This window comes from Mycobacterium sp. 94-17 (assembly GCF_035617725.1).
Lineage (GTDB): Bacteria > Actinomycetota > Actinomycetes > Mycobacteriales > Mycobacteriaceae > Mycobacterium.
This window is the reverse complement of sequence record NZ_JAPIYN010000025.1, coordinates 1-22,455: the sequence shown is the minus strand read 5'-3', so window position 1 is coordinate 22,455 and position 22,455 is coordinate 1. Positions and strand designations below refer to the sequence as shown.

The 22,455-nt window shown below is 68.3% G+C and carries 14 protein-coding genes; 6 read left to right on the top strand and 8 right to left on the bottom strand.

Annotated features, from left to right (window positions below; translation table 11 throughout):
• Positions 1-11: 11 nt before the first annotated feature.
• The 5 genes from cydB to OQ789_RS22645 all read right to left on the bottom strand — a co-directional run bounded on the left by cydB (position 12) and on the right by OQ789_RS22645 (position 6,126).
• Positions 12-1,052, bottom strand: coding sequence for a cytochrome d ubiquinol oxidase subunit II (cydB, locus tag OQ789_RS22665; RefSeq protein ID WP_324688418.1), 1,041 nt, complete (start codon positions 1,050-1,052; stop codon positions 12-14).
• Between the two features lie 34 nt (positions 1,053-1,086).
• Positions 1,087-2,595 (bottom strand): cytochrome ubiquinol oxidase subunit I, encoded by a 1,509-nt coding sequence (locus tag OQ789_RS22660; RefSeq protein WP_324688417.1) that lies wholly within the window; start codon positions 2,593-2,595, stop codon positions 1,087-1,089.
• A gap of 73 nt (positions 2,596-2,668) precedes the next feature.
• Positions 2,669-3,289 (bottom strand): HdeD family acid-resistance protein, encoded by a 621-nt coding sequence (locus OQ789_RS22655; protein ID WP_420716183.1) that lies wholly within the window; start codon positions 3,287-3,289, stop codon positions 2,669-2,671.
• 27 nt (positions 3,290-3,316) lie between these two features.
• Positions 3,317-4,651 carry an adenylate/guanylate cyclase domain-containing protein gene (locus OQ789_RS22650; RefSeq protein ID WP_324688415.1) on the bottom strand — a complete coding sequence of 445 codons (1,335 nt, stop codon included), beginning with the start codon at positions 4,649-4,651 and terminating at the stop codon, positions 3,317-3,319.
• 83 nt (positions 4,652-4,734) lie between these two features.
• Positions 4,735-6,126 (bottom strand): hypothetical protein, encoded by a 1,392-nt coding sequence (locus OQ789_RS22645; protein WP_324688414.1) that lies wholly within the window; start codon positions 6,124-6,126, stop codon positions 4,735-4,737.
• A 414-nt stretch (positions 6,127-6,540) separates the two neighbouring features.
• Between OQ789_RS22645 and OQ789_RS22640 the strand changes: the two genes are divergently transcribed.
• Entirely contained in the window at positions 6,541-7,815 is a 1,275-nt protein-coding gene (locus tag OQ789_RS22640; RefSeq protein ID WP_324688413.1) for a glycosyltransferase, read from the top strand.
• Between the two features lie 265 nt (positions 7,816-8,080).
• Positions 8,081-8,980, top strand: a complete 900-nt coding sequence (locus OQ789_RS22635) for a class I SAM-dependent methyltransferase (RefSeq protein WP_324688470.1) — start codon at positions 8,081-8,083, stop codon at positions 8,978-8,980.
• A gap of 6 nt (positions 8,981-8,986) precedes the next feature.
• Here OQ789_RS22635 and OQ789_RS22630 read toward each other — a convergent pair whose 3' ends face one another.
• The 3 genes from OQ789_RS22630 to OQ789_RS22620 all read right to left on the bottom strand — a co-directional run bounded on the left by OQ789_RS22630 (position 8,987) and on the right by OQ789_RS22620 (position 12,000).
• On the bottom strand, positions 8,987-9,742 hold the full coding sequence (locus OQ789_RS22630; RefSeq protein WP_324688412.1) for a GAP family protein: 756 nt from the start codon (positions 9,740-9,742) through the stop codon (positions 8,987-8,989).
• A 32-nt stretch (positions 9,743-9,774) separates the two neighbouring features.
• Positions 9,775-11,043 carry a glycosyltransferase gene (locus OQ789_RS22625; protein ID WP_324688411.1) on the bottom strand — a complete coding sequence of 423 codons (1,269 nt, stop codon included), beginning with the start codon at positions 11,041-11,043 and terminating at the stop codon, positions 9,775-9,777.
• Between the two features lie 168 nt (positions 11,044-11,211).
• Entirely contained in the window at positions 11,212-12,000 is a 789-nt protein-coding gene (locus tag OQ789_RS22620) for a GAP family protein (RefSeq protein ID WP_324688410.1), read from the bottom strand.
• Positions 12,001-12,108: 108 nt separating this feature from the next.
• Between OQ789_RS22620 and OQ789_RS22615 the strand changes: the two genes are divergently transcribed.
• The 4 genes from OQ789_RS22615 to OQ789_RS22600 form a co-directional block, all read left to right on the top strand.
• Positions 12,109-13,449 (top strand): hypothetical protein, encoded by a 1,341-nt coding sequence (locus OQ789_RS22615; RefSeq protein WP_324688409.1) that lies wholly within the window; start codon positions 12,109-12,111, stop codon positions 13,447-13,449.
• 173 nt (positions 13,450-13,622) lie between these two features.
• Positions 13,623-14,537 carry a sulfotransferase family protein gene (locus OQ789_RS22610; protein ID WP_324688408.1) on the top strand — a complete coding sequence of 305 codons (915 nt, stop codon included), beginning with the start codon at positions 13,623-13,625 and terminating at the stop codon, positions 14,535-14,537.
• Positions 14,534-15,829 carry a glycosyltransferase gene (locus OQ789_RS22605; RefSeq protein WP_324688407.1) on the top strand — a complete coding sequence of 432 codons (1,296 nt, stop codon included), beginning with the start codon at positions 14,534-14,536 and terminating at the stop codon, positions 15,827-15,829. The genes OQ789_RS22610 and OQ789_RS22605 overlap by 4 nt, the downstream gene beginning before the upstream one ends.
• A gap of 325 nt (positions 15,830-16,154) precedes the next feature.
• Positions 16,155-22,455: non-ribosomal peptide synthetase (locus OQ789_RS22600; RefSeq protein ID WP_324688406.1), on the top strand; the 6,301-nt coding region annotated here is incomplete at its 3' end.

Below are 22,455 nucleotides of genomic sequence, written 5' to 3'. Positions count from 1 at the left end.
GCCGGTATCGCTCAGGACACGCGCCTTGCCAAGCCGATTGGCGCGGGTATCCGGTCAGCCGAGATCCGTTGCCGGAAAACCCAATACGTCCAGGCCTGATAGACCACCGTCAGCGGGGCCATGAAGGCGGTCACCCACGTCATGACTTTGAGGGTGTAGTGGGTGGAGGAGGCGTTGTAGATGGTCAGGCTCCACTGCTTGTTCAGCGTCGAGGGCACGAGGTTCGGATACAGCGAGCCGAAGAGCAGGATCACCACGGCCGCGACCACCACCGCGACACAGGTGAACGCCCAGCCGTCGGAGGCGCGCCGCCACACCAGCAGCACCGCCGCCAGCTGCGCCAGCACCGCGGCGCCCAGCACCAGCCAGGTCCAGTCCTTGCCATGGGCCAGCTGCGTCCAAAGCCCAAAGGCGGCAACCAGTCCGGTGACGGGAAGCGACAACCACACGCCGAATCGGTACGCGTCGTCGCGGATCGCGCCGGAGGTCTTCAACGCGACGAACGTCGCCCCGTAGAACAAGAACAACCCGGCGGTGGCCAGGCCGCCCAGCAGCGTGTAGGGGTTGAGCACATCGCCGATGGATAGGTGAATGCGGCCGTCGGACTCCACCGGCAGCCCCCGCACCAGAATCGCGAACGCCACGCCCCACAAGATGGCCGGCAGCCACGAGCCGGCCGCGATGCCGGCATCGGCCCAGCCGCGCCACTTGGTGTCGTCGATCTTGCCGCGCCACTCGATCGCCACCGCGCGCACGATCATGCCGAACAGGATCACCAGCAGCGGCAGGTACAGCGTGGAGAACACGGTGGCGTACCAGCCGGGAAAGGCGGCGAACATGGCCGCGCCGCCGACGATCAGCCAGACCTCGTTGCCATCCCACACCGGTCCGATGGTGTTGAGCGCCGTGCGGCGCAGCGGTTCGGGCTCGCCGACGCCGACCTGCGCGAACGGTTCCATCAGCATGCCCACGCCGAAGTCGAAGCCCTCGAGGATGAAGAATCCGAGGAACAGCATTCCGATGATGCCGAACCACAACTCCTGCAGTCCCACGTCTCAACTCCTCTCGGCGCCGGGTAAGCCCTCGTCAGTAGGCGAACGACAAAGGTGCCACCTCGTCATCGCTGGGTTGCTGTGGGGGAGCGGGCTCGGCGTCGTGTTCCAGCGGCCCTTCGACCACGTAGCGCTTGAGCAGGAAGAACCAGAGGACCGCGAGCACCGCGTAGACCAGGGTGAAGGTCACCAGCGAGGTGATGACCATGCCGGGCACCTGATGGGACACCCCTTCGCGGACCGTCATCCGAATCAATTGGTCCCCAGTGGGATTGGGCGCCACCACCCAGGGCTGACGGCCCATCTCGGTGAATACCCACCCCGAGATGTTGGCGAGAAACGGCGTGGGAATGGTGAGCAGGGCGAACCAGGACACCCAGCGGCTGTTGGGTGTTCGCCCGCCGCGGGTCACCCACAGCACGGTCAGGGCGAATAACACGGGGACCACCAGGAAACCGATCATGGCGCGGAACGACCAATAGGTGACGAAGAGATTCGGCCGATAGTCGTCGGGGCCGAAGCGCTGCTGGTACTGCTGCTGCAAGTCGTCCACCCCGTGCAGCGTCACGCCGCTGAGCTTGCCCTCGGCCAGGAACGGCAGCACGTAATGCACCTTGATCACTTCGGTGACGCTGCCGCAGTTGTTGTGGGTGCCGATGGTCAACACCGAGAAGTCCGGATCGGTCTGGGTCTGGCACAACCCTTCCGCCGAGGCCATCTTCATCGGCTGCTGCACGAACATGAGCTTGCCCTGGCGGTCGCCGGTGAAGAACAGGCCGACGGTGGCGAGCAGCACCACCGCGCAGCCCAGGAGGGCCGCCGGGCGAAACATGGTGCGGGCGTCGGTTTGCGCATCCGTTCGCGCCCCGGTTTGTTCCGTGCCTTGCGCCCCGGGTGCGGCCGGCCCCGGCGTGCGCGAGCGCACCATCCACCAGACGCTGACCGCGGCGACGAAGGTGCCCGCAACCAGTAGCGCGCCGGTCACGGTGTGTGAAAATGCCGCTTGCGCAGTGTTGTTGGACAGCAAAGCGAAGATGTCGTCGAGTTCGGCGCGCCGCGTCGCCGGACTGTAGTGCGCGCCGACCGGGTGCTGCATGAACGAGTTCGCCGCGATGATGAAGAACGCCGATGCGTTGACGCCGAACGCGACAATCCAGATGCAGGCCAGGTGTATCAGTTTCGGCAGTCGGCTCCAGCCGAAGATCCACAACCCGATGAACGTGGACTCGAAGAAGAAGGCGAACAATCCCTCCATGGCCAGCGGCGCACCGAAGATGTCACCGACGAACTTCGAGTACTCCGACCAGTTCATGCCGAACTGAAATTCTTGGACGATCCCGGTCGCCACGCCGATGGCGAAGTTGATCAGGAACAGCTTGCCGAAGAACTTGGTCAGCCGGTACCAGGCGGTGTTACCGGTGGCGACCCACACCGTCTGCATGATGGCGAGCAGCGGCGCCAAACCGATGGTGAGCGGCACGAAGATGAAGTGGTAGACGGTGGTGATACCGAACTGCCACCGCGAAATATCGACGACATTCATCTGTCATCTCCCGAGACTGCGGGGGCCGGACCAACAGCTACGACAGAGTGTAGTAGACGGGTCGGTGCCGCCGCTAGTGGTGACCTGTTTCGCCGGCGAGGGTCTTGGACGCCTTATGGATTCCGAACGACGAGATGATCTCGAACACCCCGATGACCACGAACCATGCGCCGACCACGATGGCCAGGGTCACGATGGACTCGAACGGTGACGCCAGCACGACGATGCCGGCGAGCAGGCTGATCACGCCGACGAAGATGTTCCAGCCCCGTCCCGGCAGTTGCGGATCGCTGACCGCCGAAATCGTTGTCGCGACACCGCGGAAGATGAACCCGATGCCAATCCAGATGGCCAGCAGCAGGATTGCGTATCCCTGACCGAAATGCCGGAAGGCCAGCAACGCCAGGATCAACGACGCCGCGCCGCTGATGAACAGCAGGATGCGGCTTCCCGCCGAGACGTGAAGGGAGAACGCGAAGACGACCTGCGCGATGCCGGTGATCAACAGATAAACGCCGAACGCGACCGCAGCGACCAGAATCGAAATTCCCGGCCACGCCAATACCACGACGCCGAGAACCAGGGACAGAATTCCCGACAGCAGAGCGGATTTCCACAGATGCGGCAGCAGGCTCGGAACGGGATGGGTTCCAGGGGGGCCATGGGAAATAGTCATGGCCGCAGTCTGGCACAAACGTGGACCGTGGTACAGGGACTTTGGTCAGACGTGCACCGTACCCGGACGCACGGCATGCAGGTCGGCGGGCTCGCCGGACGCCCTGCGGCCGATGAGATACCACGTGCGCATAACGCCCTTGCCCTTGACTTCGATGCGGCCGCGCTCCTGCAGAACGAATGCGTGCTTGAGGCGTTCGTACATCGCGTCCGGCACCTGAATCCGTCCCACCGAATCGGTGGACTCCATGCGCGACGCGACGTTGACGGCGTCGCCCCACACGTCGTAGAAGAACCGGCGCGACCCCACCACGCCCGCGACAACGGGTCCGCAGGCCATGCCCATCCGCAGCAGGACCGGCTGGCCGTGCGGATCATGCAGTGCCGCAGCGATATTCGCCATGTCGAGCGCCAAGTCGGCCAGAGCGAACGCATGATCCGGCCGTGCCCGCGGGACCCCGCTGACCACCATGTACGAGTCGCCGCTGACCTTGATCTTCTCCAGTTCGTGTTTGTCCACCAACTCGTCGAAGGCGCTGTACAGTCGGTCCAGGAATCGCACCAGCTCCGCCGGCGCTGTGCTGCTGGCGCGTTCGGTGAAGCCGGCGATGTCGGCGAACAGGACAGAGGCCTCGTCGTACTTGTCGGCGATGACGTTTCGGTCGGCGCTCTTGAGACGCTCGGCGATGCTGCCCGGCAACATGTTTGCCAGCAACGCCTCTGAGCGCTGGTACTCGGACTCCATTACCGCCTCGGCGCGGGCGGTGTCCCGCAGCGCGAACCACAGCGTCACGACCACCATCACGACGCTGGAAATCGCGGTGACGACAAATCCGGTTGACTGGGCCCATTCCGGCTGCAGCCCCGTGTTGCGGGGCACCAGGAACTCGACCGCGATGATCAGGCCGGCGGCGAGCGCCGCCAGCACGGACGCCACCACGATGTGTTCGATACCCAGCAACACCACGACGATGCACGCGCCGGTCAGGAAAAAGAACTGAGCCCCCGCGCCGGTGCCCACGTCCAGGCAGGCGGCGAAGACCGAGACATACGCCGCGACCAGAAAAGTAAGCGGCGCAAGCAATTCCCCGAACCGCTGCAACCACGGAACCATCGCGAAGACCATGGCGCCGACCAGGTTGATGGTGCTGACCTGCCACAACCATGTTCCGCCGACGATCTGGACCAGCACGAAACTCACGCTGACCATCACGGCAAGCCAAGCGGTGATGGTGAGAATCCGGGCCCGGCGCGCGGCGCTGTCGGCGTAGTGCTGATTGCGGTCGCCGGACCGTGTCTGCACGGCCGCGACGCAGTCCGGGCGGTGCGTTACGCCATCACGCCCGCCGGGGGAAGCACCGCACTTCTTCTTCGCGGCCATCGTGTAAGCGTAACCGCTGACCTCGGTGTTTGTCGGGGGTCAATCCGGCAGAGTCCGCGGCGGGCAACCCACGGGACGGTTCGTCAGTCGATCCTGCCGGTCAGCTCGAATTCGGCGAGGGTGCGCGCGGCCAAGTCGCGCACAGCGGGCTTGGTGTTCTCGGCGCCCGGCCGGAAGGCGTTGACGGTGATATAGATCGTGGAACCGCCGGTGCGCCACGACTGCAGCGTCATCTGGCCGCCCGTTTGCTCGAGCCACTCCCGCGTCACGCCTTGTCCGGTCGCCCGTGTCATGACGAGCTCGCTGTCCGTGCCGTCCAGCCGGCACACGATCGGGTCGAAGTCGCCGAGATTCGAACACAGCATGGGGACGTCGGGGTCGGTGAACCCCGCGTCGACCATCCGTTTCAACGCCCGCTTCGGCGTGAACGGGATCAGCGAGCGCACCTGCAACGCCTCGTCCGGGGTCTCGCGCAGGGTGGTGAGCGCCTGCTTGATGGCGGCGCGGAGCTCGCCCAGGTCCGCCGTCACCCGCGTCGGATCGACGCGGACGATCGCGATCGACATCGCGTTCGCGCGCGTGTCGCCCTCGGCGCGGTCGTTCATCGGCAGGTGCAGAGTGACGACGCCGTCGTCGGCCCGCCGGCGCCCGCCGAGCTCGGCGAATTTCGCGGCAAAGCCCGCGACCAGCGTGGTGCCCGTCCCGCCGAGGTCTTTCGCGCGGGCGTCCCACTCGTGCGCGTCGACCTCGATCCAGGCGGCCGGCACGACGACGGGGTCATCGCCGCCGTCGGCGCGCAGAGTGACCGGCCGCGATGCCGGAGAGGAGGCCAGCTCGCCGCGCGCACGACGGGCCAGCCTGCCCGCCGCGGCAACGGCCCGGGCGACCTCGGGCAGGTCGCCCGCGGTGCGGCGGGCATCCTCGAGCACCGCGCGCCGCCGGGTGCGTGACCGCGGAGGCGGGTAGTCGGGCTCGCGAGTAGAGCCCCCGATGGCGTCGGCGAGCACGCCGGCGAGCCCCACGCCGTCGACCAGATAGTGCGACAGCACCAGGCTGACCGCGGTCGAGCCATCGGTCAGGGGCAGGACACCGCAATGCCAGCCGGGGCCCAACTCCGCGTCGACGTGCAGCTGCGAGCGGTCGTCGGCCCAGTCGCTGAGCTCGGCGGGCGGGCGGGCGGACTCGGCGATGTCGATGTCGATGTCCGGCAATCCGCGATCCATGACCCAGCCGAGCCGGGCGAACGGCAGCGGCGAACGCTCGATGCGCCGTCCCAACAGCCCGCGCCCCAGCTTGCGGTGCAGGCGCCTCAGCTCGGCGAAATCGACGGCGTGCCGATAGACCCACACGGTTTGGATGACCAGGTTCAGACCGGCGGCGCGGTGCCCCGAGAACAGAGCCTCGTCCACCGACGCGAGCCGATTGTCCGGCAGCGCATCGATCTTGGATGCGCGGGCGCGATTCCGGACGGACACCGATCAGCCTTGCCGGCCGCGCGGCCGGGGGTTCCCGGCGAGGTCGTACCAGGTCATCGCAAGAGACTAACCGATGCGCTATGCCGCACACGGGCCGGCGGCGTGCGTATTTCGGGAGCCGCCGCGCCAGTGCGCGGTTGCCGGCGAAGTGCCCTGGGCCGTCGCCTAATCTGTGGCGATGGGCCGGAGCCGACGCAGCGTCGCGCGAAGTCGTTGCGTCCATCCGATTCCGTCGCGGTGCGGCGGCGCACTCCCGGCCGGGTCCGCGGGCGCTGATCCGGTTGGCCGCCTTCAAAATTGGGGCGGCCGATCTGGGCCGGCCGGTCGGACCGTCCTTGGTGATGCTGAACCACGGGGGCCCGGCGCATCGGCGCGGCCGCCGCTACCCGACGTCGAAAGGCGGACAGCCCGGCGATGAAATTTGTGCTGGCGATCTATGGAACCCGCGGCGACACCGAGCCGGGCGTCGCCGTCGGCCGCGAATTGTCGCGCCGCGGGCACGACGTCCGCCTGGCCGTCGCGCCCGACCTGGTCGGCTTCGTCGAGTCGGCCGGGCTCACGGCGGTCGCCTACGGACCGGATGCGCGGGAGTGGCAGGACGTCCACCGCGAGCTGTTGCGGCGCCTGTTCCGCAACTTCTGGAAGGTGCCGGATCTGATCCGGTTGGTGCGCGAGGATTTTCAGCTGTTCAACCAGCTTTGGGAGGAGCTCGGCGCGACGCTGATGTCGCTGGGGGACGGGGCCGACCTATTGCTCAGCGGCGCGATCGGGGAGCAGTTCGCGGCCAACGTCGCGGAGCACTACGGCATCCCGCTGGCCATGCTGCACACCTTCCCGATCCGGGCCAGCGGCCAGCTGCTGCCGGGCCTGCCTGCGCCGGTGGGCCGTTCGGCGATGACGCTGTCCGAGTGGCTGAGCTGGCCCATGGCGAAAAAGCGCGACGACGCGCAGCGCCGTGACGTCGGGCTACCGAAGGCGACGGGGCCGGGCCCGTGGTCGCGACGCATCGCCGAGAGCGGAGCACTGGAAATCCAGGCCTACGACGGCGTGTGCTTCCCCGGCCTGGCGGCCGAGTGGGCGAAGTTCGACGGTCAGCGTCCCTTCGTCGGCGCGCTGACGATCGAGTTGCCGACGGACGCCGACGGGGAAGTCGCGTCGTGGATTGCCGCGGGAACACCGCCGATCTTCTTCGGCTTCGGCAGCACCCCGGTCGCGTCTCCCGCCGAGACGGTGGCCATGATCGGCGCGGCGTGCGCGCAGCTGGGCGAGCGGGCGCTGATTTGCGCCGCGGAGACCGACTTGCGCGACATCCCGCATTTCGAGCACGTCAAGACGGTTGGCGTGATGAACTACGCGGCCGCGTTCCCGGCCTGCCGCGCGGTCGTGCACCACGGCGGCACCGGCACCACGGCGGCGGGCCTGCGCGCCGGGGTCCCGACGTTGATCCTTCCGACGTTCGGTGATCAGACGCTCTGGGGAAATCAGGTCAAGAGACTCAAAGTTGGCTCAGCGCGCCGCTTTTCGCGCACCACACAGGAGTCGCTGGTCGCGGACCTGCGCCGGGTCCTCGACCCGCAGTGCGCAGCGCGGGCCCGTGAAATCTCCAGCCGGATGACCAGACCCGGTGACAGCGTCGCGCTGGCCGCCGATCTCCTGGAAAAGTTCGCCCGGTCGCGGCCGGCGGTGTGATCGCCGGGCCGGCGTTATCGTCAAGCGCCGCAGCCTGATCGGGCGCCGCCCGCGATGCGGTCACCGAGTGGCGAGGTTGGGCGGGCGGGCCGCCCGACCACGCGCGCGGGGTCGACATCGGCCACCCCCGGCGGGCATGGCAGGCTATTGCACGTCTGTGTAGTGAACGGTGTGCCGACTGATCGAGGACCGAGTGAACGAGATCATCAGAGAGTGCCGGATGTGCGGCTCGACGGGCCCGCATCGCACCCTTGCGGTGCGCGAGATGATGTTCGGGACCCGGGAGTGTTTCGAATACTATCTGTGCGCGTCGTGCGAGACGCTGCAGATCGTGGACACGCTCGACGGCGACGAACTCATGCGCCATTACCCCCCGGATTACTACTCCTACAACGCGCCCGGGATTCTCGAATGGCTGATCACACAGCAAGACCGCTATAAGTTGCACGCCGGCGGGTGGCCGGTCGGCGCACTCATGACGAGAAACCTGCCCGACCGCGTGCTGCGTTTCCTCCTCGGCGGAGACGTCGTCGGGATGCTCGCCAGGCTTCCGCTCGCACGCGACGCGCGCATTCTGGACGTCGGCTGCGGCGTCGGCGCGCTGCTGGACCGGTTGGCCGCGTTGGGATTCGACAACCTGTCCGGCGCGGATCCGTTCATCGCTGCCGACGGCCGCACACCCCGCGGAGTGCCGCTGCGCAAGCAGCATTTGAGCGAAGTGCCCGGCGAATTCGACCTGATCATGTTCAACCATTCGCTCGAGCACGTGCCCGATCCGGTCGAGATGCTCAAGGCCGCGCGCCAGCGGCTCGCCGCGGGAGGGATCTGCCTGGCTCGCGTGCCGACCACCTCGTCCGATGCGTGGGCGACGTACGGCGCCGACTGGGTGCAGATCGATGCGCCCCGCCACTTCGTCATACCGTCACGGCAGGCCATGGCGCTGGCGGCCGAGCGGGCCGGGCTGCGGGTGGAGGAGGCATTCGACGACTCGACGTTGAGCCAGTTCTTGGGCAGCGAGGCGTATCGGCGCGACGTCGCGGTGTACGACCCCAAAATCCTCCGGCTGTTCGGTCCCCGGCAAATCTGGGGCTGGGCCAAACGCGCGGACCGGCTCAATCGGCGCGGCGGCGGCGACCAGAAGGGCTTCGTCTTGCGGGCCTGCTGAGGGCTCTCAGATCACGCCCGCGCCCCTGGCCACCAGCGACAGCCCCACCACGGCGAAGATGGCCGCCAGCACCTGGGCGCGGTGGGCCAGCGCCCATTCGTGCAACGGGCGCAGCATCGCCTCGGTTCGGTCCGGCGTGACCAGATAGCTGACGAGGGTGATCTCGAAAACCGCGAGCATCGCGATGACGAATGCGACGGCGACGACGACCTGCGTGCCGATCGGTGCTCCGGAGGCCACGATGGTGGTGTCCACGAGCAGGATCAGCAGCGGACCCGGCAACAGGTTCAGGCCGATCACCAGCGCGACCCACAACGACCCGTTCTCCCACGCGTTGTTGACGCGGCCGATCAGGCGCCGGATCGCGGATTTGCCGTCCGCCGCATCGTTTTCACCGCCGCGCGGCAGCGAGATTGCGGTCGGGGTGCCGGCGGGTGCGGGCACGCGCTGGCGCGCCAGGGAGCGCGCGGCGATCAGCGCGGAGATCGACAGCGCGGCCACACCGATGCCGAGTTGAATGTGCCGCGCGGTGGAATTCGGTCCCGCGGTGGCCAGCTCATCCGCGGTCGCCCGGAATGCCGGCATGACGTGCAGCATCACCAGCGGCACCAGCAGGGCGGGGACGTTCGTGATCAGGCAACCGACCCAGCAGAAGACCAGGTTCTGCACCGGTCGCGGCCGCGAGATCAAGAGCAGGACGATGCCGAGAAGCGCGGGGTTGAGCGCCCACAGCAGGGCCATGCCCAGGACGGAACCCCACACAGCCCGGAGACACTACCCTGTCGGCGACAAGGTCAGCCAGCACTTTTTGCGCGGGCGAAATTCTCCAGGAGATCGGCGGCGTTGGCCACGCTGTCGGCGGGTTTGGTGGTCCTGGTGGCCACCTCGCGGGCCCGGGCGACGTATTCGGGCTGCAGGATCTGGCGCAGGTCGGCCACCAGTGATTGCGGGCGCGCACGCGAAAAATGGTGACCCAAACCAACTTTCAGTCGCTTGACCAGGGATGCCCAGATCGCCTGATCGGGCGCCGTCCACAGGATCAGCATGGGGACTCCGGCCCGCAGGCCCGCGGCGGTGGTGCCCATGCCGCCGTGGTGCACCAGCGCGCGGCAGGTGGGGAAGACGGCCGTGTAGTTCATCGTGTCCACCACCTTGATGTGGGCGTCTTCGGTGACCCCGCTGAAGTCGCTCCACCCCGCGCACACCAGCGCGCGCTCACCCAGCTGCGCGCAGACCGCCCCGATCATGGCGAGGGTGTCGGTCGGAGAGTCGACCGGCGTGCTGCCGAAGCCGAAGAAAATCGGCGGCGTTCCCGCGGCGATCCACGACGCGACCTCCTCGTCGGTCTCCGTCGGCAACTCCATCGTCAGCGCTCCGACAAAGGGACGCTGGCCGTCGAACTCCGCCCATTCCGTCGCCAGTCCGGGGAAGCAAACCTCCTCGTAGGCCTGGATTTCCAGCGCTCCGCTCTCGGTGATCCGCCGGGACACCGAGCGCGTCGCCTTCGGCAGGCCCAGTTCGCGGCGCTGCACGTCGTCGAACCTCTTGACGCCCCGCCAGTTCGTCCACTCGTACGCCCGCAGCGCCCGACGGCCCAACCACGGCGGCAGCAACGGCAGGAAGTGGCCGTTGGCCCGCACCGGCGAGACATGCAAGGTGGCCAGCGGAATGTCGTAGTACTCCGCGACATTGGCGGCGGGCTGCTCGAAATTCAGGAAGGTGACCACCAGGTCGGCCCCGTCGGCGAGCGAATGCAGCGTCGTGGTGATGTCCGCCCAGTACCGCACGACGGACTGCCCGATCTCGCGCCACAGCCTGATCAGGTCCCTGACCTTCCAGAAGTCGCGGAACAAGCGCGTCCAGAAGTCGCGGTGCGCGCTCCACCACTCCCGCGTATCCGGTCCGTAGGCGACCGCCGTCAGGCCGACCGACTCGGCGAAGGCGATGAGGTCGGGCGGGACCGCCATGCGCACGTCGTGGCCGCGGCGCACCAACTCACGGCCGACCGCGACGCAGGGCTCCACATCGCCCCGCGTTCCATAGCTCGCCAGCACACATTTCATTGCGCGTCTAATGGCATGGGATCTCCCTTTGACCTGCCGTGAACTGCGCTATACCGATGGCGCGGCGTAGTTGACCGCTAACGCACAACAGTGCGGTGTAGTGCGACACGTGACTATAGCCCAGAGCCCGCCGCGACGGCGGTCTGGACATCGGTCGTGGCCCGCCGCTCATACGACGCCGATCCCGCTGGCCACCAACGAGATCCCGCCGAGTGCCAACATGGCCACCAGGATCCTGCGGCGGTGAGTCAGTGCCCAGTCGTGCAGCCGCTGCAGAACCTTCTCGGTGTCCGCCGGCATGGCCAGATAGCCGATCAGGGTGATCTCGGCGATCGCGAGCACACCTACGACGAACGCGATCGCGGCGGCGACCTGTGCGCCGATCGGGGCGCCCGAGGCCACGATGATGGAGAGCAGCAACAGGCCCACGTCGGGCTCCACCCCGCCGAGCGCCAGGCCGATCACGAACGCCAGCCACACGGACCCGTTCTCCCACGCATCGTGGACGTGGCCGAGCAGCCGCCGGAATCCGGTCCCGCCCTCCGCCGCCGCCCGCCTGGCGCGTTCCACCACGCGGGCGATCACCGGCGGCGTTCTGGAGTCCAACACCAGGGTCGAGGTGTCGCGCGCCGACAGCTGTGCACGTTGACGCCGGTGAGTCAGCGCGCGCACCGTGAGCGCCACCGCGACCAGAAGCGCGAGCACACCCATGCCGATCCGAAGGTGTCGCACGGTTCCGCTCGCCGCCAAGCCGTCCGCGAAGGACTTGAACGTCGGCGTGATGTGCAGCAACGTCAGCGGAATCACCACGGCCGGAACGCATCCCAGCAGGCAGCCGAGACCGTAGACGAGGAGATTCTGCACGGGCCGCGGCCTGGAGATCACGAGCAGCGTGACGGCGAGACGGGCGGGGTTCAGCGCTGTCACAAGCGCCAGCGCCAGCACCGAGCCCCACATGGCGGGAAACAGTACCTTCCCGTTGACCGGGTCCCCCGCTTCGCCGTCGCTGTCAGATGTTGGGGGCGAACCGCTTCGAAGGCTTGCGGCCGCAAGTACGGTACGACGATGGACAACGTGCTCGACCCGCTCGACCAGCTCACGTTCGACGCCGAGCGAGCGACCGGAGTCGCGTCGATCCCGCACCCCTTCTGGGTGTACAACCGCCCGGTCGACGTCGACGGCCTGCGGAAGTTCCATCACCATCTGCAGCAGGGATGGCTGCCCCGCCGCATCGAGCCGTCACCGCTGCGCTTCGGCAGGCACCGCTGGGTATCGGCCGGCGACCCCTCCGAGATGGAGATCGCGGCGGCCCGCCCGCGCGCCGACCTCGACGCGTGGCTGACGGAGCGGGCGGCCACCTTCATCGATGCCGAGCACGGCCCCGGCTGGCACCTCGCGGTCCTGCCCTTCACCGACGGCGGGGCGGCGGTGAGCCTGGCCGTCTCACATTGCCTGGCTGACGGAGTCGGGTTGCTCGAGGTGATGGCGGACGCGGCGGACGGTCGCGACGCCACCATCAGCTGGCCGCCCGCACGATCCCGCCGGCGGTGGCAGGCCCTGCGCGAGGACGCCCGTCAAACCGTGCGCGACATTCCCGCGCTCGGCCGCGGCGCCGCCGCCGCAGTACGGCTGGCCCGGCACACCCTGCGCCAGGGCGCCGCCGCCGCGCCGTCCACCACGCCGTTGCGGCTGCCCGCCGGCGCCGACGAACCCCTGACGCCCCCGACGGTGACGGCCTTCGTGGCCGCCGCGGAGTGGGAGGCCCGTGCGCGCACACTGGGCGGGACCGGCAACGCGCTGCTCGCGGGGCTGGCCGCCCACCTGGCCCGGGGGATGGGGCGAGTCACCGCGGACGGGTCGGTGCTGATGAAGATGCCGGCCAACGAGCGCGCCGCGGATGACACCCGCGCCAACGCGGTCAGCCATCCCACCATCACGATCGACCCGGCACCCGTGACGAGGGACCTGCGCGGCATCCGGGCCGCGGTCAAACAGGCGCTGACCGACCACCACGAACTGCGCGACGACGAGCGGGCGGTGATGGCCTTCGTTCCCCTGCTGGGTCTGTTGCCCAAGCGGCTCGTCAGGCTCGTCGACAACACCGTCGTCTCCTCGAACATCGGACAGGTCGACCCGGCCGTCACCCGGCCGGACGGCACGCAGGCCGACCTGTTCGCCGCGCGGCTTTCGTACCGCGGCGTGACCAAACCGTTGATGCACCGCCTGGGCGGGGCCCTGTACGTGTTGTCGGGAACGGCGCAGGGACAGGTCTTCGTCTCGGTCACCGTGTATCAACCGGGCTACGCGAACACGAACGAAACCCTGCGGCAAGACCTTTCGAACGCGCTGCATGACTTCTCGCTCACCGGCACGTATATCGGGCCGCCCCCAGTCGCGCATCAATGACCGAACCCGTACGCGGTCCACACATTGTTTCCGTTGTCTCGCAGGGCATTTGGCGCACTGCCGATGACCACTATCGGGAAGCCCGGTGCCCGGCCGTACTATCAACCCGTCGAACGGGGATGCGGTGCGCGGCCCCGATTCGACGCCGAGTGATTCGCCGAGGGTAGGTGCCGATGACGACCGTGGTGTTCGTGTTGGGGATGGCTCGATCCGGCACCTCCGCGATGACGCGAGTCCTGTCGCTGGCGGGGGCCGCCCTGCCGCCCGGCATGATCGGGGCCGCGAAAGCCAACCCCCGCGGCTTCTGGGAGCCACGGCAGGCGAGCTTTCTCAACGAGAAAATCCTGCGCCGCCACGACAGCGCCGCCGTCGACCCCACGCTGCGCCTGCACGACGAACCCGCCGACGGCCGCGACATCGCCGAGATCAAGGCCTACCTCAGCGAACTGCCGCGTTCGGATCTCTACGTGATCAAGGACCTGCAGATGACCTGCATCGCGGGCATGTGGTTCGACGCCGCCCGCGCCGCCGGTTACGACACCGGCGCCGTCATCGCGGTGCGCCACCCCGACGAGGTCATCAAGTCCGTCACCGCGATGATGCCGATCGTCAAACCCGACCTCGCCGCCGCGGTGTGGCTGAAGAACAGCCTGCTCGCCGAGCGCTACACGCGCGGGCTGCCGCGGGTGTTCGTGGAATATTCCCGCCTCCTGCAGGATTGGCGCGGCGAGGTCGCGAGGATGTCCGCCGCCCTCGGCGTACACCTCGAGCCCGACGAGGAGGCGATCAACGAGTTCCTCGCCGTCGACGAATGCCACCAGCAGGCCGACGGATCGGCCTGCCCGGAACCGTTCGGCACCGACTGGCTGACCACGACCTACGACAACCTGCAGCGGGCCGCGCGCGACGACACCTGGAGCCAGGACGAGTTGGACCGCGTCTTCTGCGACTACCGGGCCGGCGCGCAGAACTTGGGTGCCGCGCTCGACAACTATCGGCGCGTCACCAAGGCTCAACGTTTCGTCCCGCGCAAGCTCATCCTCGAACTGGCCGCACTGGCCCACCGGCGCAAAGGCACCTGGGCATGAAGTTCGCGCTGGCGACCTATGGCAGCCGCGGGGATGTCGAGCCCTCCGTCGCGATCGGTCGTGAGCTGCTGCGCCGCGGGCACGACGTGCGCATGGCCGTCCCACCCGACCTGGTCGGCTTCGCCGAGTCAGTCGGGCTCGCGGCGGTCCCGCTGGGACCGCAGGTGCAGCCGATCCTGGACGCGCACCGCACCTTCTGGACGGACTTCTTCCGCAAGTTCTGGAAGATCCGGCACCTGATCCGGCTGCGGCACGAGATCGCCGATCCCGTGATCAAGCGCTGGGACCAGATCTGCGACACCCTGAAGTCGCTGGCGGAGGGGGTCGACGTGCTGGTCAGCGGCCTGAACTTCGAGCAGCCCGCGGCCAATGTCGCGGAATACCACGGCATCCCGCTGGCCACGGTGCACCTGTTCCCGGTGCGCGCCAGCGGTCAGTTCCTGTCCTTCCTGCCTGCGCCGGTGGGCAGGTCGGTGATGACGGTGTACGAGTCGGTGGCCTGGCGCGCGGCGAGAAATCTCGAGGACGCCCAGCGCAGCGCGCTGGGCCAGCCGAAAGCCACCCGGCCGCTGCCCCGGCGGATCGCCGAACGCGGATGGCTGGACATCCAGGCCTACGACGAGGTGTGCTTTCCCGACCTGGCCGCCGAATGGGCGAAGTGGAACGGTCGGCGGGCCTTCGTCGGTGCGCTGACGCTGGACCTGCCGGCGGACGCCGATGAGGACGTCGCGTCGTGGATCGCCGCGGGAACGCCGCCGATTTTCTTCGGCTTCGGCAGCACGCCGGTGAAGTCTCCGCCCGAGGCCATCGCCATGATCAGCGCGGCGTGCGCGCAGCTGGGCGAGCGGGCCCTGGTGTGCGCCGCCGGGACCGACTTCCGCGGATGCGCTCTTCCAGAGGGCGAGCCGGAGCACGTCAAGGTCGTGGAGTCGATGAATTACGCGGCACTGTTTCCGGCCTGCCGCGCGGTCGTCCACCACGGCGGCACCGGCACCACCGCCGCGGGCCTGCGCGCCGGCGTCCCCTCGTTGATCCTTTCGACGGACATCGACCAGACGATCTGGGGGGCGCGGGTCAAGCGGCTGAAAGTCGGCACCGCCCGGCGCTTTTCGCGCACCACTGAAAAGTCACTGGTAACGGACCTGCGCGAGATTCTCGCCCCCGAATTCGTCAAACGGGCCAGCGAGTTCGCCGGACGCATGACCACCTCCGCCGAAAGCGCCTGTGCCGCAGCCGATCTACTGGAAAACATGGCCCATCCAGGGTTTTGCTCGCCGGCGCTGCCGGACTGATCGCGTCCGCGCGCAGCCGGTCACCGGCGTTCAGAGACCCTTGCGCACCCCCGGCGTCAGTGGTAATTCAACTCATGTATGGTATTAGAACTTGTTCTACTTGTGTCTACTAGAAGGCTGGGAGATCGGGGAATTGATGACTATCAATCCGTTCAATGACACGAATCGCAGGTTTCTGGCCGTGACGAACTGCGAGGAGCGACAGGGCCTTTGGCCGAGCCTCGCTGGTGCTGAGACCGGCAGACGAGCGACTCATGGCGGAGCGGGCCGATATCTTCGCGAGGCCTTAGCGCAACCGACTGGCAGTGGGTTGGTTTGCTGAGAAGTGAAACAACCGGAGTCGGGGACTTCGGGGGGATTTGATAACCGGGCACTTCCGCTCACGCGGGGACAGCTCGATATATGGCTGGCGGAGGAAACGGGCAGGTTCGGCGCCAAGTGGCAGCTGGGCGTGCTGGTACACGTCGCGGGACCGCTAGACATCGATTTGCTGGAATCGTCGATCCATCAAGTGGTCGACGAGGCCGAACCGTTCCGGGCGTCGTTTGTCCAGGCGGATCACCAGGTTTTCCAACGGGTGATCGATCATCCGGACGTCGAGGTCGCCCGGTACGACCTCGTCGGCTCGCAGGATTCCGGGCGGGACGCGTATCGCCTGGCGTCGTCGATCCAGGGCACGCTGATGCCATTCAGCGGCCCGCTCGTCAAATTCGCGGTGATGCAGACGCGGACCGACGAGTTCTATTTCTTCATCTGCTGCCACCACATCGTGGCGGACGGGCTGGGCCTCGGCCTCTTCTGTCACCGAATTGCGGCTGTCTACAACGCCATTGCGGCCGGCGAGCCCATCCCGGCCGCTTTTTTTGGGTCGCTGCACGACCTGATCCACTCCGAGCTGGCCTACGAAACGTCCGCCGACTATCTCGACGATGAGGCGTACTGGGCCGCGAACCTGCCCCCGGAGCGCGAACCGCGCTATCGGTTGACCGACGACGCGGCCGGACGACACGACTCGGATGGGTGTTCCGCGCCGGTCGAAGTGGACCCCGTCGTGGTATCGGGAATTCGGGAGTTGGCGCGTGACTTGGGGCTGCGTCGCTCGTCGGTGATCACCGCGGCGTGCGCGCTGCTGGTGCGCGGCCACGACGGCGAGACCTCCGACATCGTGCTCGACTTCCCGGTGAGCAGGCGGGTGACTCCCGAGGCGCGGCTGGTGCCCGGGATGGTTTCCGGAGTCGTCCCGTTGGTGTTCAGCGCATCGCCGCAAGCCACACTCGCCGAGTTTTGCGCGCACGTCGACGCCCGAATGCGAGAAGCGGTGCATCATCAGCGGTTTCCCGTGCACGTTCTCGAGAGCGCGGCCGGATCCCGCGACGCCGGGCGGGCGCCCGATCGGGTGATCGTCAATTTCATTCCGCCGACTTACATGTCGGAATTCGCCGGGTCTCCGGCGTCGGCGACGCTGACCAATTCCGGTCTGGTGGACCAGTTCGGCCTGCTTTTCACCAGGGACGGCGACCAGCTTTTCCTTAGCACCGCCGGTGCCGGGCAACTGTTCGCGGACTGCGACGTCGCCGAGCTGGCGCGGCGGCTCGAGCGAGTGCTGGCGGGAATGATCGCCGACCCGGGCAGGTCGTTGTCGTCGCTCGAGGTCCTGGACGCCGCCGAGCGTACCCAGCTGGACGGGTGGGGACACCGGGACGCGCTGACCGGGCCGACGAACGTGCCGGCGTCGATCCCGGAGTTGTTCGCCGCGCAGGTGGCGCGCACCCCCGAGGCGGTGGCGCTGACCGGCGGCGAACGTTCGTGGACCTACCGCGAGCTCGACGAGGCCGCGAACCGGTTGGCCCACGCGCTGCGCGATCGGGGCGCGCGTCCGGGTGAGTATGTGGCACTGCTGTTTTCGCGGTGTGCCGAGGCGATCGTCGGGATCACGGCGGTGCTCAAGTCCGGGGCTGCGTACCTGCCGATCGACCCGGCGTTGCCGGCGAGTCGCATCGAGTTCATGCTCGCCGATGCCGCGCCGATCGCCGCGGTCACCACCGCCGGGCTGCGCGCGCGGCTCGATCGCAACGGGATGTCGGTCATCGACATCGACGACCCGGACGTCGCGGGCCGCTCCGGCACGGCGCTGCCCGGGCCGGATCCCGATGACGTCGCCCACCTGATCTACACCTCGGGAACGACCGGCGTGCCCAAAGGCGTCGCGGTCACGCACCGCAGCGTGGCCCAGCTGGTGGCGACGCTGGACGCCGGCCTGCCCCGCCCGGGCGTTTGGTCGCAGTGGCATTCGCTGTCCTTCGACGTTTCCGTGTGGGAAGTCTGGGGGGCCTTGTTGCACGGCGGGCGTCTCGTGGTGGTGCCCGAAGATGTGGTCCGTTCACCGGACGACTTCCGCGCGCTGCTGGTCGCCGAACGGGTCAGCGTCCTGTGCCAAACCCCGTCCGCGGTGGCCGCGTTGTCGCCCGAAGGGTTGGAGTCGACGGCGCTGATCGTGGCGGGCGAGGCATGTCCGCCCGAGGTGGTGGATCGGTGGGCGCCCGGGCGGCTGATGGTCAACGCCTACGGTCCGACGGAGGCCACGGTGTATGCGGCGGTCAGCGCGCCGCTGACCGCGGGGTCGGGCGCGCCGATCGGCGCGCCGGTGCCCGGTGCGGCGCTGCTGGTGCTGGACGGGTGGCTGCGCCGGGCGCCGGTCGGGGTGGTCGGCGAGCTGTATGTGGCCGGGGCCGGGCTGGCGTGCGGGTACGTCGGACAGGGCGGGCTCACGTCGGCGCGGTTCGTGGCGTGCCCGTTCGGCGGGCCGGGGATGCGGATGTACCGCACCGGGGACCTGGTGTGCTGGGGCGAAGACGGGCAGCTGCGGTATGTCGGGCGCGCCGACGAACAGGTCAAGATCCGCGGGTATCGCATCGAGCTCGGCGAGATCGAGGCGGCGCTGGCGTCTCATCCGCGGGTCGCGCAGGCGGCGGTGATCGCCTATGCGGACCGTCCCGGCGGCAAGCAGCTGGTGGGCTATGTGGTGCCGGATCAAGAGATGATGCTGGTCCGCGAACCCGAGCGGGAAACGCAGCTCGTCGCCCAGTGGCAGGGGGTCTACGAGGGCCTGTACACCTCGGGCGCGCCGAGCGCACTCGGAGAGGATTTCGGCGGCTGGAACAGCAGCTACACCGGGGCACCGATACCGCTGGAACAGATGCACGAATGGCGGGCGACCGCGGTGGAGCGGATCCGCGGGCTGAATCCCAAGCGGGTGCTGGAGATTGGCGTGGGCTCCGGGCTGTTGCTGGCCAAGCTCGCCCCGGACTGCGACGAGTACTGGGGCACGGATTTCTCCGCCCCGACCATCGAGCGCCTGCAGGAGGCGGTGGCCGCGCAGCCGTGGGCCGACCGGGTGCGGTTGCGGGTGCAGCCGGCCGACGGGGCCGAGGGGTTGCCGCACGGGCATTTCGACGTGGTGGTGCTCAACTCGGTGGTGCAGTACTTCCCGAGCGCCGGCTATCTGCTGGATGTGCTCGCGGTGGCGATGGGCTTGCTGGCGCCGGGCGGGGCGGTGTTCGTCGGCGACGTCCGCAACTTCTCGTTGTTGCGCGCGTTCACCACCGGGGTGGTGTGCTCCGATGCCGGTGACGAGGACACCGCGGCGGCGGTCGCCGAGCGCGTGCGCCGGGAGATGCTGGCCGACCAGGAACTGTTGCTGGCGCCCGAGTTCTTCGTGGGATTGCCGCAGCATCAGCCGGAGATCGCCGCGGTGGACGTGCAGCTCAAGCAGATGCGGACGGTCAACGAGCTGAGCGGCTACCGCTACGAAGTGGTGCTGCACAAGGGGCCGGTCGCGGTGCGCTCGGCGGCGGATCTGCCGTCGCTGCCCTGGCGGCGGTTCGGCGGCCTGGCCACGCTACGGGACCACCTGCAATCCGAGCGGTTGCCGGAATTGCGGGTGACCGGGGTGCCGCACGGCGGGATCTGGCCGGATGTGGCGCTGGCCGCGGCGGTGGCCCGCGTCGACGAGCGCGCGACGATCGGGGAGCTGCGCGCCCGGCCGGCCGCCCCGGACGTGGCGTCGCCGCACCAGTGTCACCTGCTGGGCGGGGAACTGGGTTATTCGACCGCGGTGACGTGGTCGTCGACCTCCGGGCTGGTGGATGTGATCTTCACGCGTGCCACCGGCGCGGTTCTCTCGGATGTCTATCTGCCCGCCGCACCGGTGGGATCGCTGGCCGGGTATGTCAACGATCCCGCGGCCATCGAACGGGCCGGCGAGCTGCGTGGCTACCTGGCCGGCCGGCTGCCGGAGTTCATGGTCCCGGCGGCGATCACGGTGGTGGATGCGCTGCCGTTGACGGTGAACGGAAAACTCGACAAGCGGGCGTTGCCGGCCCCCGAGTTCGTCAGCGCAGTGGCCTATCGGGCGCCGCGCGACGGGCGCGAGCTGGTGCTCGCCGGCCTGTTCGGCGAGATTCTCGGGGTAGCGCGGGTCGGGATCGACGAGTCGTTTTTCGACCTGGGTGGGCATTCGCTGTCGGCGGCGCGGCTGGTTGCGCGGGTGCGCGCCGAACGCGGTGTCGACGTCCCGATCCGGGCGCTGTTCGACGCGCCCACCGTGGCGGGTCTGGCCGAATGGATCACCGCGCATGCCGGCGAACATGCGGCGGCGGCGTTGACGGCGCAACCCCGGCCGTCGGTGGTGCCGTTGTCGTTCGCCCAGAACCGGCTGTGGTTCATCGATCAACTCGAGGGCCCATCGCCGGTCTACAACATGGCGGTGGCGCTGCGGCTCGAGGGGGGCCTTGATGTCGCGGCGTTGGGGGCGGCGCTGGGTGATGTGGTGAGCCGCCATGAAAGCTTGCGGACGGTGTTTGACGCGGTCGATGGGGTGCCGCAGCAGGTGGTGTTGCGGGTCGAGGGTGTCGACTTCGGCTGGCGGGTCGTTGATGCGACGGGCTGGTCGGCGGCGCAGTTGGATCAGGCGATCGCGGAGGTGGCGGGTCACCGGTTTGACCTGGCGGCCGAAATCCCGTTGCGGGCCAGGCTTTTCCGCCTCGGTGTCGATGAGCATGTGTTGGTGGCGGTGGTGCACCATATCGCCGCCGACGGGTGGTCGCTGGGTGTGTTGGCCGCAGATATCGGTGCGGCGTATGGGGCGCGGTCTGGCGGGCAGGCGCCGGGGTGGGCCGAATTGCCGGTGCAGTACGTCGATTACACGTTGTGGCAGCGCGAGCAGCTCGGGGACCTGAGCGATCCGGACAGTCTGATCGCCACCCAGGTGGGGTATTGGGAGCGGACCCTGGCCGGGTTGCCCGAGCGCCTGCAGTTGCCGACGGATAGGCCCTATCCGCCAGTGGCCGACTATCGCGGTGCCAGCGTGGAAGTGAACTGGGCGGCGGGGTTGCAGCAGCAGGTGGCCGAGCTGGCTCGCGAGTACAAGGCGAGCAGTTTCATGGTGATCCAGGCCGCGTTGGCGGTGGTGTTGTCCAAGCTCGGCGCGAGCCGGGACGTGGCGATCGGGTTCCCGGTCGCCGGACGGCGCGATCCCGCCCTCGATGGGTTGGTCGGGATCTTCGTGAACACGTTGGTGTTGCGGGTGGATCTGGCCGGCGATCCCAGTGTGGCTGACCTGCTGGCGCAGGTGCAGCAGCGCAGCCTGGCCGCCTACGAACACCAGGATGTGCCGTTCGAGGTGTTGGTGGAGCGGCTCAACCCGACCCGCAGCCTGAGCCACCATCCGCTGGTGCAGGTGATGTTGGCCTGGCAGAACTTCGCCGGGCAGGACACCGGTCCCGCGCCCGGGCTGACACTGGGCGATCTGGGGGTCACGCCACTGCCGGTGGACACCCGCACCGCCCGGATGGACCTCACATTCACCATGTCCGAACGCTGGACCGACGCCGGTGAACCGGCCGGCATCGGCGGGACGGTGGAGTTCCGCACCGACGTGTTCGACGCGGCCAGCGTCGAGTCGCTGGTTGAGCGGTTGGGGCGGGTGCTGGCAGCGATGGTGGCTGATCCCACCCGTCGGGTGTCGTTGGTGGAGGTGCTCGACGCGGCCGAGTGCGCTCGGCTGGATGGGTGGAGTAATCGGGCGTTGTTGGGTGAGCCGGTGTCGGCCGGGGTGTCGATTCCGGAGTTGTTCGCCGCGCAGGCAAATCGGGCTGCTGAGGAGGTGGCGGTCAGCTGTGAGGGCCGCTCGATTACCTACCGAGAACTCGATGAGGCGTCGAATCGGATGGCGCACTATCTGATTGGTGTGGGTGCGGGGCCCGGACAGTGTGTGGCGCTGCTGTTTTCGCGGTCGGCCGAGGCGATCGTGGCGATTTTGGCGGTTTTGAAGGCGGGCGCGGCGTATCTGCCGATCGACCCGATGGTGCCGGACGCGCGGATCGCCTTCACGTTCGGCGATGCCGCGCCGGTCGCGGCGATCACCACCGCCGACTTGGTCGAGCGCCTCGACGGCCGTGACGTAGCCGTCATCGATGTTGCCGATTCCCGGATCCAGACCTGTCCGTCCACCGCGCTGGCGGCGCCCTCGCCGGACGACGTTGCTTACGTGATTTACACCTCGGGCACTACGGGTGTGCCGAAGGGGGTGGCGATTTCGCACCGCAATGTGGTCGAGCTGCTGCTGT

What these genes read in the sequence shown, in the direction of transcription:
- OQ789_RS22660 (WP_324688417.1), bottom strand. Translation starts at nt 2,595, where the DNA reads ATGAATGTCGTCGATATTTCGCGGTGGCAGTTCGGTATCACCACCGTC.
- OQ789_RS22650 (WP_324688415.1), bottom strand. Translation starts at nt 4,651, where the DNA reads ATGGCCGCGAAGAAGAAGTGCGGTGCTTCCCCCGGCGGGCGTGATGGC.
- OQ789_RS22640 (WP_324688413.1), top strand. Translation starts at nt 6,541, where the DNA reads ATGAAATTTGTGCTGGCGATCTATGGAACCCGCGGCGACACCGAGCCG.
- OQ789_RS22635 (WP_324688470.1), top strand. Translation starts at nt 8,081, where the DNA reads ATGATGTTCGGGACCCGGGAGTGTTTCGAATACTATCTGTGCGCGTCG.
- OQ789_RS22625 (WP_324688411.1), bottom strand. Translation starts at nt 11,043, where the DNA reads ATGAAATGTGTGCTGGCGAGCTATGGAACGCGGGGCGATGTGGAGCCC.
- OQ789_RS22620 (WP_324688410.1), bottom strand. Translation starts at nt 12,000, where the DNA reads ATGTGGGGCTCGGTGCTGGCGCTGGCGCTTGTGACAGCGCTGAACCCC.
- OQ789_RS22615 (WP_324688409.1), top strand. Translation starts at nt 12,109, where the DNA reads ATGGACAACGTGCTCGACCCGCTCGACCAGCTCACGTTCGACGCCGAG.
- OQ789_RS22610 (WP_324688408.1), top strand. Translation starts at nt 13,623, where the DNA reads ATGACGACCGTGGTGTTCGTGTTGGGGATGGCTCGATCCGGCACCTCC.
- OQ789_RS22605 (WP_324688407.1), top strand. Translation starts at nt 14,534, where the DNA reads ATGAAGTTCGCGCTGGCGACCTATGGCAGCCGCGGGGATGTCGAGCCC.